This is a genomic window from Desulfovibrio sp. SGI.230 (assembly GCF_050313065.1).
Classification (GTDB): domain Bacteria; phylum Desulfobacterota; class Desulfovibrionia; order Desulfovibrionales; family Desulfovibrionaceae; genus Desulfovibrio.
In genome coordinates this window covers 23,660-35,305 of sequence record NZ_JBNPKS010000007.1, presented here as the reverse complement: position 1 = coordinate 35,305, position 11,646 = coordinate 23,660, and the positions used below count along the sequence as shown (strand labels likewise).

Here is an 11,646-nt window from a genome sequence, read left to right as displayed (position 1 = left end):
ATAAAATTTTACCCATTTTTCTCCCCCGGCGGCCCCGGCATTTGACTTGTCCGCTGTTAGCGGCTAGAAAAAACTAAGGCATTGCGGCCAACGTTGTTCCCCTTAGTCGTCAGGCTACGGGGTTTTCGCGTGTGGACGACAAAACTTCAGCCTTGGCCCGCGCCATGCGGGCAGTGCAGGTGGATATATGGCAAATACGGTCATTATCGGCGCCCAGTGGGGCGACGAGGGCAAGGGAAAGATTGTGGACATGCTCAGCGCGCAGAGCGGGCTGATCGTGCGTTTCCAGGGCGGCAACAACGCCGGCCACACCATCAAGGTCCAGGGCAAGGAGACCATCCTGCACCTGATCCCCTCGGGCATCCTGCACGAGGGCAAAAACTGCCTGATCGGCAACGGTGTGGTGCTGGACCCCTTCGTCTTCCTCAAGGAAGTGGACGAACTGGCGGCCAAGGGCATCGACGTGTCCCCCAGCCGTCTGGGCATCAGCAAAAAGACCCACCTGATCATGCCCTACCACAAGAGCCTGGACAATGCCCGCGAAGCCAAGCGTGCCGGCAAGAAGATCGGCACCACCGGCCGCGGCATCGGCCCCTGCTATGAGGACAAGGCTTCCCGCGTGGGCCTGCGTGCCGGTGACCTCACCAACCCGCAGCTGGTGCGCGAAAAAGTGCATCACGCCCTGCTGGAAAAGAACGTCCTGCTGCGCGAGCTCTACAAGTACGACACCCTGGACGAGAACCAGGTCTGCGAAGAGCTGCTGGCCATCGCCCCGCGCATCACGCCCTATCTGAAGGACGCCTCCTCCGAGATCCAGAAGGCCCAGGCCGCCGGTCAGGACATCCTGTTCGAAGGCGCCCAGGGCATCCACCTGGACATCGACCACGGCACCTATCCCTTCGTGACCTCCTCCAGCACCGTGGCCAGCTCCGCCGCCGCCGGCAGCGGTGTGGGCCCCTCCGCCCTGGAGCGCGTGGTGGGCATCGTCAAGGCCTACACCACCCGCGTGGGCTCCGGCCCCTTCCCCACCGAGCTGGAAGACGACACCGGCCGCTACATCCAGACCAACGGTCATGAGTTCGGCGCCACCACCGGCCGTCCGCGCCGCTGCGGCTGGCTGGACGTGGTCATCCTGCGCGAGACCGTGCGCCTGTGCGGCCTTACCGACATCGCCCTGACCAAGCTGGACGTGCTCCAGAACCTGCCCGCCCTGCAGATCTGCGTGGCTTACGAACTGGACGGCCAGCGTCTGGAATACCCCCCGCAGGAAGAAGGCGCCCTGGGCCGCGTGAAGCCCATCTATGAAGAAATGCCCGGCTTCGAGGACGACATCAGCCAGTGCACCAGCGTCGAGCAGCTGCCCGACAACGTGCGCGCCTACATCGCCCGCATCGAAGAGCTCACCGGCGTGCGCGTCTCCTTCATCTCCGTGGGTGCCGACCGCGCCCAGACCATCGTCCGTTAAGCGTTCGCGCTTGAGATAGATCCTGCGAGGGGGGAGAGGGAAACCTTTTTGAAAAAAGGTTCTCCCTCTCCCCCCTCGCGCTCCCCCCTCTCTTTTCCAAAAACTTTTATCAGGGGGAGCTTGGACCATGACGGCCGGCGGCGTATGCCGCCCTGTCCGGCCGGTCCTTTTCCTTCCAACCATCTTTGGTGGAGCCTGAGGCGCATCAGGGCAGCCCTGCCATGTGCGTGACCGTCACGCTCCCGCACCGCGAGGGATGCCATGCCGCTTTTCCAGGACATCAGCACGCCGGACTTCGACCGCATCCGCGAGGTGCTCCACCGCCTGGCCGCCAACCCGCCGCAGGTCCTGCTGCTGGAAGGCGGCACCGAGCCCCAGCGCCTGGCCACGGCCCGTTACTGGGCCGCCTGCGTCAACTGCCAGCAGCCGGGCGGCGAGGGCGGGCCCTGCCTCATCTGCCCCACCTGCATGCAGATCGATGCCGGTGAGCATCTGGACGTGCTGGCCTACGACGGCCGCATCAGCAATGCCGACGACGAGGCCCATCCCGGCCCCATCCGCGCCCTGAACATGGACAACATCCGCGAGCTCAAGCAAAAGCTGCGCGACGCTCCCCACGGTCAGGGCCGCCGCGTGGTGCTGCTCATGGGCGTGGAACAGAACCGCAGCAATGCGGCCAATGCCCTGCTCAAGGCGCTGGAAGAACCCTCGCCCTCCTCCTGCTTCGTCCTGCTGGCCGCCCAGCGCGAACAGCTCCTGCCCACGCTGGTCTCGCGCTCCCTCTGCCTGACCCTGCCCTGGCCCGACAGCCTCTCCCGTGATCCGGCCCTCCAGCCCTGGGAAGAGGCCCTGGCCCTGTTCATCACCAGCGGTCGCGGCCTGTTCGAGCGCACCGGCGCCCGCAACGCCCTGGACGCCCGTCTGGCCGGGCAGATACTGCTGGCCTGCCAGAAATCCATGAGCCGGGTCATGTCCGGCAATGACGACGCCCTCTGCCCCCTGGACACGGCCCTGGCCCTGCTGCCCCGCGAGAAGCGCGTCCAGTGCTGCTTCTGGTTCAACGAGGCGCAGGAGGCCCTGGGCTTCAACGTCACGCCCGCCCGCGTGCTGGAGGCCCTGGCCGCCCGCCTGCACGTCACCCGCATGGGGAACTGACCTTTTCCCCCTCCGCTCCCTGCGTCTGTCCCGGCCTGCCCCATGACGGCACGGCTGCTTGCAGCTCATCCGGCCGCCCGTCATGACGGATATCCGCGTCCTGTGCGGAGCACTGGACGCCATGAGCGCGTTTTGGAGAGGAAGGGGGAGCACGAGGGGGAAGGAGGCCCTTTTGTCGCGCCAGCCAAAAGGGCCTCCTTCCCCCTCGCCAACACATCTTCCCGCGTGCATGTCCTGCCATGCAAAAAGCCGCCGTCCCACAAGGGGACAGCGGCTTTTCCAACAGCGCAGAGCGACCTTTTCCCAGAAAAAACTACTTCCAGAGGTTGCTGTACTTGACCGAGAGACCGTCGGTGCGCTCCACCAGCCGGTTGACCAGGGCGTCGATCTCCTCATAGGTCAGGGTGCCCACTTCGCGGGCCAGCAGATAGCCCAGGTAGCCTTCGCCCTGGGTGAAGGTCCAGCAGATGGAGTATACGGAGCCCACGCCCGGACGGCCGGGGAATTCGGACTGCGTGCTCACCAGCAGGCGCATCTTGGGCATGTCCTTGTCCGTGAGGCTGAAGAGGTTGCTGCCGTTGAAGGCTTCCTTGAGGCGCATGCCCAGGCGGGCACCGATGCTGTCCGTCCCTTCCAGCTCCACCCAGACGGGCGTGCTGCGGGCATCGACTTTGGCGGGCTTGTCGGCCTTGGGCGCTCCGGCCTGGGGGGTGGCCGCCTGGATCACGGGGGCCGTCAGGGCCAGCATCAGGACGCACAGGGCCAGCGTGGCGATCTTTTTCATGTCCGAGTCTCCTTGTTTCATGACTGCCGGGGATGGAGGGCAGTCCCATCCCTCCATCTAAGCACGTTCCTGCCCAAAAACCAAGCGCCATCCCCCGGCACCGCCCCGGCTCCCGGCCTTGAAGGGCGCCGTCTTTGCCGTTATAGTAACGTGTTGGGGTGCGTTCCGCTCACAGGACCGCGTCCCCTGTCCCGAACATACGGCAAGAGCCTTATCCATACACATTCTACCTTTTTGCGACACAAGGAGTCGTCATGCAACGCACCCTTATCGTCAATGCCCTGGCCTCCGAGGCCCCGCAGCGCCAGATCACCGTCTGCGGCTGGATCCGCACCCGCCGCGATGCCAAGGACTTCAGCTTCGTGGAGATCAACGACGGTTCCTGCCTGACCAACATGCAGTGCATCGTGGATGCGGGCACCGCCGCCCACGAAGGCCTGGGCGATGCCAACACCGGCGCTTCCGTGGCCGTCACCGGCGAGCTGGTGGCCTCCCCCGGCAAGGGACAGAAGTGGGAAGTGCGTGCCGAGAGCATCCGCGTGTTCGGCCTGGCCGATCCCGAATCCTTCCCCCTGCAGAAGAAGCGCCACTCCGACGAGTTCCTGCGCGGCATCGCCCACCTGCGCATGCGCACCAACAAGTACGGCGCGGCCTTCCGCATCCGCTCCGAAGCGGCGCGCGCCGTGCATGACTACTTCCACAGCCAGCACTTTTCCTGGGTGCATACGCCCATCCTCACCGGTTCCGACTGCGAGGGCGCGGGCGAGATGTTCCGCGTGACCGCCCTGCCCGCCGGTGAAAAGGATCTTTCCAAGGACTTCTTCGGCCGTCAGGCCAACCTGACCGTGTCCGGCCAGCTGGAAGCCGAAGCCCTAGCCCTGGGCCTGGGCCGCGTCTACACCTTCGGCCCCACCTTCCGCGCCGAGAACTCCAACACCCCGCGCCACGCCGCCGAGTTCTGGATGATCGAGCCCGAGATGGCCTTTGCCGAACTGGAAGACATCATGGAGCTGGGCGAAGGCCTGACCCGCCATGTGGTGGACCATGCCCTGACCCGCTGCGAGAGCGACCTCAAGCTCTTCGACAACTTCGTGGACAAGGGCCTCATCGACCGCCTGAAGGGCATGCTGGCCCAGCCCTTTGCCCGCGTGTCCTACCGGGAAGCCATCCACATCCTGGAAGACAGCGGCAAGGAGTTCACCTTCCCCGTGGCCTTCGGCGTGGACCTGCAGACCGAGCACGAGCGCTTCCTGGCCGAAGAACACTTCCGCCGTCCCGTCATCGTCTATGACTATCCCAAGGAGATCAAAGCCTTCTACATGCGCGGCAATGACGACGGCGAGACCGTGGCGGCCATGGACGTGCTGGTGCCCCGCATCGGCGAGCTCATCGGCGGTTCCCAGCGTGAAGAGCGCCTGGACAAGCTGCTGGCCCGCATCGCCGAGATGGGCCAGAAGCCCGAGGACTACTGGTGGTATCTGGATCTGCGCCGCTTCGGCAGCGTGCCCCACGCCGGTTTCGGCATGGGCTTCGAACGCCTGCTGATGATGCTCACCGGCATCACCAATATCCGCGACGTCATCCCCTTCCCCCGCACTCCCGGCAGCCTGGAATTCTAGGCAAGGCCCCTGCGGCGGCAGGCATGGTTTGAGGGGAGCCCCCTCAAACTCCCTCTCTCCAGCGCACTTTCGCCGGGAGGGACGTGTCCCCCGCCATCCTGATGGCGCCCGGGTCCACAGCATCGCAACACCTAAAAACGGCCGGCATCCTGCAAAGGATGCCGGCCGTTTTTATCGGGACGATGTCTGCCTTCGACGCTATCTGCAGCGTATTTTAGAAATATCCCGCCCCCCTCCACCTGCCGCAGTCCTTTCGGGAGACCAACGCCAACGGCTGCCCGGGGCGCTCCCGGCATCGTCCAGAGACCGGAGCAAAGGTTTTGGGAAGGGAGAGGGGAGCACGAGGGGAGAGGGAGCACCCTTTTCCAAAAGGGTGTCCCTCTCCCCTCGCCCGCCCAACAGATCTCTTTACATCCCCAGCTCGTCCAGACGCTCGAACAGATCGGCCACCACGGCATTGGAGACCAGCAGGCCCTGCGGTGTGAGCGCCAGCCTGTCCCCGTCCAGACGGGCCAGCCCGGCGGCGACCAGCTCGCGGCACCAGTCGCCGTGGTCGGCCATGAAATCCCGGTCGCTGAGGGACGTGTATTCCGCCAGCCCGAAGCCCGCGCAGGTGCGCAGGGAAAGCATGAGCCGCTCCTCCAGCCGGATGCGCGGCGTGATGGCCTCGGCATCATGGTCGGGACGTCCGGCGTCGATGTCGGCCTGCCAGCGCGCCTGATCGGGCGTATCGGTCCAGCGGCGGCCCTCCAGGGTGGACGTGGCCGCCGGGCCCAGGCCCAGATAGTCGGCACCCGTCCAGTAGCCCATATTATGGCGGCTGAAAAAGCCGGGGCGGGCGTAGTTGGAGATCTCGTACTGTTCCAGGCCGTGTGCGGCCAGCAGGCGGATGCCTTCCAGATACATGCGTTCCTGCTCGTCATCTTCGGGCAGGGAAAGACGCCCGGCGCTCCAGTCGCGCTCCAGCGGCGTGCCTTCTTCCAGCGTCAGGCCATAGGCCGAGACATGCTCCGGCTCCAGGGCAAGGGCATCTTCCAGCGTGGCCAGCCAGTGGGCCGCATCCTGTCCCGGCAGGCCCCACATGAGGTCCAGCCCCAGATTGCGGCAGCCCGCGGCCCGCAGATGCTCCACGGCCCGCAGCACGTCGGTACGCCGGTGCGGCCGCCCCAGCAGGGAAAGGAAACTGTCGTCCATGCTCTGCACGCCCATGGAGATGCGGTTGATGCCCGCGGCCAGATAGCCGTCCACGGCCCGGCGGGCCAGCAGGGATTCGGGATTGGCCTCCATGCTGATCTCGGCCCCGGCCGCCAGATGGAAATGCCGGTCGATGCGCTCCAGCACGGCGGCCTGGAAGTCGGGCGGCAGCAGGCTGGGCGTCCCGCCGCCGAAAAAGACGCTCTCCACCGGCCGCCTGCCCAGACGCGCGGTCCAAAGATCCAGCTCGCGCAGCAGGCTGTCCCGGTAGGCCGCCACCCGGGGCGAACTGTCGGGCGAGGCAGGGCCCAGCGGCAGGGAGTGGAAGGCGCAGTAGCGGCAGCGGGAGCGGCAGAACGGGACGTGAATGTAGACGAGCATGACGAAAGGGGATGCGGATGGGCAGGGATGACGGCACAGGCCGGAGAGGAAAGGGCCCCGGGACGGCAAAGCGCCTCGCGGCTTGGCAAAAACGACGGCACAGCGTATATTCTGCTCCTCGCGATGGCAACCCGCCGTCGCCGTCCCGCGCTGCGGGACGCCCGTTCATCTCGATGCTTCGGAGAAATTTATGGACATCCGTTTTCAATGCCTCGGCCCCGACCAGTGGAAGGCCGAGATTCTCATAGTGCCTGTCTGCCAGGGCGAGAACATGCTGGAAGCCTGCCCCGCGCTGGACAATCTGGCTCCCTGGCTGGCCATCGCGCCCGCCATGCGCGACTTCCAGGGCAAGAAGGGCCAGCAGGCCCTGCTGCACGGCCATCCCGAACTGCGCGTGCCGCGCGTGCTGGCCATCGGCCTGGGCGCCCGTGAAGACCTGACCACGGACGACATCCGCACGGCCGTGGCCACCGGTGTGCAGCGTGCCCACGAACTGGGCCTGGAATCCATCCTGCTGCTGGAACCCCAGCTGGCCACCCTGCCCGGCGGCCGTGAGCGCCTGGTGGAAGAAAGCGTCTACGCCGCCTGCCTGGCCCTGTACAAATACGATCTCAAAAAGCCCGCCAAGGACGCCCCCGCGGCTCCCCAGTGGCTGGCCGTGGCCTTTGAGGGCGATTTCGTGCCCGACGGCGGCCAGCAGGCCGCCCGCCGCGGCGAACGCGCGGCCGAGGCCGTGTGCCTGGCCCGCCGTTTGGACAACACGCCGTCCAACCTGCTCTCTCCCGCCCTGCTGGCCGAAGAAGCGCAGAAGCTGGCCGCCGATGCCGGTCTCAAGTGCACCGTGCTGGACGAGAAGGATCTGGCCGAAGCCGGCATGAACTGCCTGCTGGCCGTGGGCCAGGGCTCTGCCCGTCCGCCGCGCCTCATCGTGCTGGAGCATGCTCCCGAGGGCCATGAGCAGGAAAAGCCCCTGGTGCTGGTGGGCAAGGGCATCACCTTCGATACCGGCGGCATCTGCCTCAAGCCCGCTGCCAACATGCACGCCATGAAGGGCGACATGAGCGGGGCCGCCGCCGTGCTGGCCACGCTGGTGGCCTGCGCCGGGGACGAGCTGCCCCGCCGCGTGGTGGGCATCATGGCCTGCGCCGAGAACATGCCCGGCGGCAATGCCATGCGCCCCGGCGACGTGGTGCGCGCCGCTTCCGGCGATACCGTGGAGATCCAGAACACCGACGCCGAAGGCCGTCTGGCCCTGTGCGACGCCCTGGATTACGCCCAGAAGCAGTGGACGCCCGCGGCCGTTGTGGACATCGCCACCCTGACCGGCGCCTGCGCCGTGGCCCTGGGCACGCAGGTGGCGGGCCTGTTCTGCGATGACGACGCCCTGGCCGAGCACATCCGTGCCGCCGGTGCCGTGGGCGGTGAGAATTACTGGCCCCTGCCCCTGTGGAAGGGCTACGAAGACAACCTCAAGAGCGAGGTGGCGGACATCTGCCACATGGGCCCGCGCGAAGGCGGGGCCATCCACGCGGCGCTCTTCCTCAAGCATTTCGTGCGTGAGGGCGTGCGCTGGGCGCATCTGGACATCGCCGGCGTGGACTGGGCAACCAAGAAGACGGCGCTCTGCCCCGTGGGTTCCACGGGCTTCGGCGCCCGCACCTTGCTGGAACTGGCGCGTGGAGGCGTATAAATGAAGGTCTATCTTATCGGAGCCGGTCCCGGCGATGCCGGGCTGCTGACCCTGAAGGGCCGTGACGCGCTGGCCTGCGCGGACGTGGTGGTCTATGACGCACTGGCCAACGACTCGCTGCTGGGCCATGCCCGCCCCGATGCGGAGCGCATCTACGTGGGCAAGGTGGCGGGCAACCATGCCCTGCCCCAGCACGAGATCAACGCCCTGCTGGTGCGCAAGGCCAAGGAAGGCAAGGTGGTGGCCCGCCTCAAGGGCGGCGACCCCTACATCTTCGGCCGCGGCGGCGAAGAAGCCGAAGAACTGCTGGCCGCCGGCGTGCCCTTTGAGGAAGTGCCCGGCATCAGCAGCACCATCGCGGCCCCGGCCTATGCGGGCATCCCGCTGACCCACCGCAACTTCGCCTCGTCGGTGACCATCATCACCGGCCACGAGAACCCGGACAAGCCCGGTTCCGTGCACAACTGGAAGGCCCTGGCCGCCAGCGCCTCCACCCTGGTCTTCGTCATGGGCATGAAGAACCTGCCCGACATCGCCCGGCATCTGCTGGACGCGGGCATGGATCCCGATACCCCGGCCGCTCTGGTCTACCGCGGCACCACGCCCTACCAGCGCAGCCTGGTGGCCACCATCTCCACCCTGCCCCAGGCCGCCGTGGACAACAAATTCAGCAATCCCTCGGTCATCGTGGTGGGCAAGGTCTGCTCCCTGCACGACCAGCTGGGCTGGTTCGAACAGCGCCCGCTGTACGGCCGCAGCATCGTGGTCACCCGCGCCCGCGAACAGGCCAGCGGCCTGGCCCAAAGCCTGACCGAACTGGGCGCCAACGTCATCCAGTGCCCCACCATCGAGATCAGCCCCCTGGCCGACTACAGCGAGCTGGACGCCGCCGTGGCCCGTCTGGCCGAATACGGCTGGATCATCTTCACCTCGGTCAACGGCGTGCGCCACTTCTGGAAGCGCCTGGCCGCCTGCGGCCGTGACAGCCGCGCCATCGGCCAGTGCAAGGTGGCGGCCATCGGCCCCGCCACGGCCGACGCCCTGCGCGAGCGCGGCATCGAGCCCGACTTCATCCCGGCCCGCTATGTGGCCGAGGGCGTGGTGGAAGGCCTGCTGGCCATGGGCCCCGTGGCCGGCGTCAAGATGCTCCTGCCCCGCGCCGCCAAGGCCCGCGAGGTGCTGCCCGACGAGCTGCGCAAGGCCGGGGCGCAGGTGGACGTCATCGCCGCCTACGAGACCGTGCCCGCCGCCGCCCGCAAGGACGAAGTGCTGGCCGCCATGCAGAACGGCACCCTGGACTGCGTGACCTTCGGCTCTTCCTCCACGGTGGAGAACTTCCTCTCCCTGATCCCGGCGGACGAGCTGCGCGCCCATCCTGAAGTGAAGCTGGCCGCCATCGGCCCGGTCACGGCCAAGACCCTGGCCGACAACGGCCTGCCCTGCCACATCCAGCCCGAGGCCTACACCATCCCCGCACTGGTGGAGGCCCTGAAAGCCCACTACAGCCCGCAGAGGTAAACCATGGCCCTGAAAATCGCCATCCTAGCTTCCGGCAGCGGTACCAACGCCCAGTCCATGATCGACAAGGCCGCCCAGGGCGTGCTGGACATCGACATCCGCCTCATCGCGGGCAACCGTCCCGGCGCCAAGGTCTTCGAACGCGCCGAAAAGGCCGGCATCCCGCATGTCTGCATCGACCACAAGGCCTTTGCCGACCGCGAGAGCTTCGACCGCGATATGGTGGCCGCCATCAAGGCGTCCGGCGCGGAATATGTGGTGCTGGCGGGCTATATGCGCCTGCTGACCAGCACCTTCCTCCAGGCCTTCCCCGGCCGGGTCATCAACATCCACCCCGCCATCCTGCCCAGCTTCCCGGGCGCCCACGGCGGTCCCGATGCCCAGGCCTACGGCGTGAAGATCACGGGCTGCACCGTGCACTTCGTGGAAGAGCTGGTGGACAGCGGCCCGGTCATCATCCAGGCCGCCGTGCCTGCCAATGCCGGCGAGGAACTGGACGACCTCATGAACCGCATCCATCCGCTGGAGCACCGCATCTACCCGCAGGCCCTGCAATGGCTGGCCGAAGGCCGCCTGCGCGTGGAAGGCCGCCAGGTCTTCCTGGCCCCGGCCGACCGCAAGACCGTGACGCCCGACGGCCCCTGGCTGGTCTGGCCGCCGCTGGAAGAAGGCTTCTAGCCATCCTGTCCATATCAGGGCGGGGGAAGGACATGCGTCCTTTCCCCGCCTTTTCTTTTCCTACCCGGGCCACGGCCCGTTTTTCCCGGGCGGTCATGCCCCGCCCGCAGCAAGGGAGCACTGCCATGAAACAGACCGCCGTCACCTTCCGCCAGGCCAAGGGGCAACGCAAACTGGCCATGCTCACGGCCTATGACGCCACCGTCGCCCGGCTCATGGACGATCATGTGGATGCCGTGCTGGTGGGGGATTCCCTGGGCATGGTCATGCTGGGGCAGCCCGATACCCTGAGCGTGACCATGGAGCAGATGATCCATCACTGCGCCGCCGTGTCCCGGGGCCTGACCAAGCCCCTGCTGGTCTGCGACATGCCCTTCATGTCCTACCACCTGTCGCCGCAGCAGGCCTGCGCCAATGCCGGACGCCTGGTGCAGGAAGGCCGGGCCCAGGCCGTGAAGCTGGAAGGCGGCCGCCATTTCTGCCCGCAGGTGGAAGCCATCGTGCGGGCGTCCATCCCGGTCATGGGGCATCTGGGCCTCACGCCGCAATCCCTGCACAGCATGGGCGGCTACAAGGTCCAGGGCCGGGGCCGTGAAGCCGCACAGACCCTGCTGGACGATGCCCGGGCACTGGAACAGGCGGGGGTCTTCGCCATCGTGCTGGAATGCGTGCCCGCACCGCTGGCCGCGCTGGTCAGCCGCAGCGTCAGCGTGCCCACCATCGGTATCGGCGCGGGCCCGGACTGCGACGGCCAGGTGCTGGTCTGGCAGGACATGCTGGGCATGGTAGACGGTCTCTCGCCCAAATTCGTCAAACATTATGCCGAGCTGGGCGCGGCCATGCGCCAGGCTTTCCAGACCTATGCCGACGAGGTGCGCGCAGGGACCTTCCCGGCGACGGAACATACCTACGGCATGGATGAGAAGGATCTGGAAAAACTGTATTGAACCGCCATCACTGCGGACTGCCCATAGGCCGATGCGTAACGGCTGCCGGGGGAAGGGCCCCCTTTCCCACGGGACCGGCTAAAAAAGACGAAAGCCCCGGCATTGCCGGGGCTTTTTATGTTTGTTTCGTTGAGACCTTTCTACCTCACAGCGCTTCCCGAGGGGGTGCTGCGTCCAGTCCGGGAACCCGGGCGGCCAGATGCGGCCGTCATACC

General features: G+C 66.8%; 9 protein-coding genes. 7 read left to right on the top strand and 2 right to left on the bottom strand.

Annotation, left to right across the window (positions count from 1 at the left end):
- The first annotated feature begins 187 nt into the window (after positions 1-187).
- Positions 188-1,465: an adenylosuccinate synthase gene (locus tag ACQRAG_RS07410; RefSeq protein WP_168934774.1), complete on the top strand. Its 1,278-nt coding sequence runs from the start codon at positions 188-190 to the stop codon at positions 1,463-1,465.
- Positions 1,466-1,726: 261 nt separating this feature from the next.
- Positions 1,727-2,620: a DNA polymerase III subunit delta' gene (locus ACQRAG_RS07405; RefSeq protein ID WP_303740515.1), complete on the top strand. Its 894-nt coding sequence runs from the start codon at positions 1,727-1,729 to the stop codon at positions 2,618-2,620.
- A 313-nt stretch (positions 2,621-2,933) separates the two neighbouring features.
- Here ACQRAG_RS07405 and ACQRAG_RS07400 read toward each other — a convergent pair whose 3' ends face one another.
- Entirely contained in the window at positions 2,934-3,404 is a 471-nt protein-coding gene (locus ACQRAG_RS07400; protein ID WP_239465015.1) for a hypothetical protein, read from the bottom strand.
- 254 nt (positions 3,405-3,658) lie between these two features.
- Here ACQRAG_RS07400 and asnS point away from each other — a divergent pair, with 254 nt between their 5' ends.
- Positions 3,659-5,023, top strand: a complete 1,365-nt coding sequence (asnS, locus tag ACQRAG_RS07395; protein ID WP_204625669.1) for an asparagine--tRNA ligase — start codon at positions 3,659-3,661, stop codon at positions 5,021-5,023.
- Between the two features lie 408 nt (positions 5,024-5,431).
- Here the strand turns inward: asnS and hemW are convergent, their stop codons facing one another.
- Positions 5,432-6,598 carry a radical SAM family heme chaperone HemW gene (gene hemW / locus ACQRAG_RS07390; RefSeq protein ID WP_427803781.1) on the bottom strand — a complete coding sequence of 389 codons (1,167 nt, stop codon included), beginning with the start codon at positions 6,596-6,598 and terminating at the stop codon, positions 5,432-5,434.
- A gap of 190 nt (positions 6,599-6,788) precedes the next feature.
- On the opposite strand from hemW, the gene ACQRAG_RS07385 reads away from it, so the two are divergent.
- The 4 genes from ACQRAG_RS07385 (at position 6,789) to panB (ending at position 11,431) form a co-directional block, all read left to right on the top strand.
- A complete protein-coding gene (locus ACQRAG_RS07385) occupies positions 6,789-8,288 on the top strand; it encodes a leucyl aminopeptidase (protein WP_040369722.1) in 1,500 nt (499 codons plus the stop codon).
- A complete protein-coding gene (gene cobA / locus ACQRAG_RS07380; RefSeq protein ID WP_303740517.1) occupies positions 8,289-9,806 on the top strand; it encodes a uroporphyrinogen-III C-methyltransferase in 1,518 nt (505 codons plus the stop codon). It begins immediately after the preceding gene.
- Positions 9,807-9,809: 3 nt separating this feature from the next.
- Positions 9,810-10,484: a phosphoribosylglycinamide formyltransferase gene (gene purN / locus ACQRAG_RS07375; protein ID WP_427803782.1), complete on the top strand. Its 675-nt coding sequence runs from the start codon at positions 9,810-9,812 to the stop codon at positions 10,482-10,484.
- A gap of 125 nt (positions 10,485-10,609) precedes the next feature.
- Positions 10,610-11,431, top strand: coding sequence for a 3-methyl-2-oxobutanoate hydroxymethyltransferase (gene panB / locus ACQRAG_RS07370; protein ID WP_304048352.1), 822 nt, complete (start codon positions 10,610-10,612; stop codon positions 11,429-11,431).
- The last annotated feature ends 215 nt before the right edge of the window (positions 11,432-11,646 follow it).

Bases quoted from the DNA above. Each gene is read 5' to 3' on its own strand.
- ACQRAG_RS07410 (WP_168934774.1), top strand. From the start codon at position 188: ATGGCAAATACGGTCATTATCGGCGCCCAGTGGGGCGACGAGGGCAAG.
- ACQRAG_RS07405 (WP_303740515.1), top strand. From the start codon at position 1,727: ATGCCGCTTTTCCAGGACATCAGCACGCCGGACTTCGACCGCATCCGC.
- ACQRAG_RS07400 (WP_239465015.1), bottom strand. From the start codon at position 3,404: ATGAAAAAGATCGCCACGCTGGCCCTGTGCGTCCTGATGCTGGCCCTG.
- asnS (WP_204625669.1), top strand. From the start codon at position 3,659: ATGCAACGCACCCTTATCGTCAATGCCCTGGCCTCCGAGGCCCCGCAG.
- hemW (WP_427803781.1), bottom strand. From the start codon at position 6,598: ATGCTCGTCTACATTCACGTCCCGTTCTGCCGCTCCCGCTGCCGCTAC.
- ACQRAG_RS07385 (WP_040369722.1), top strand. From the start codon at position 6,789: ATGGACATCCGTTTTCAATGCCTCGGCCCCGACCAGTGGAAGGCCGAG.
- cobA (WP_303740517.1), top strand. From the start codon at position 8,289: ATGAAGGTCTATCTTATCGGAGCCGGTCCCGGCGATGCCGGGCTGCTG.
- purN (WP_427803782.1), top strand. From the start codon at position 9,810: ATGGCCCTGAAAATCGCCATCCTAGCTTCCGGCAGCGGTACCAACGCC.
- panB (WP_304048352.1), top strand. From the start codon at position 10,610: ATGAAACAGACCGCCGTCACCTTCCGCCAGGCCAAGGGGCAACGCAAA.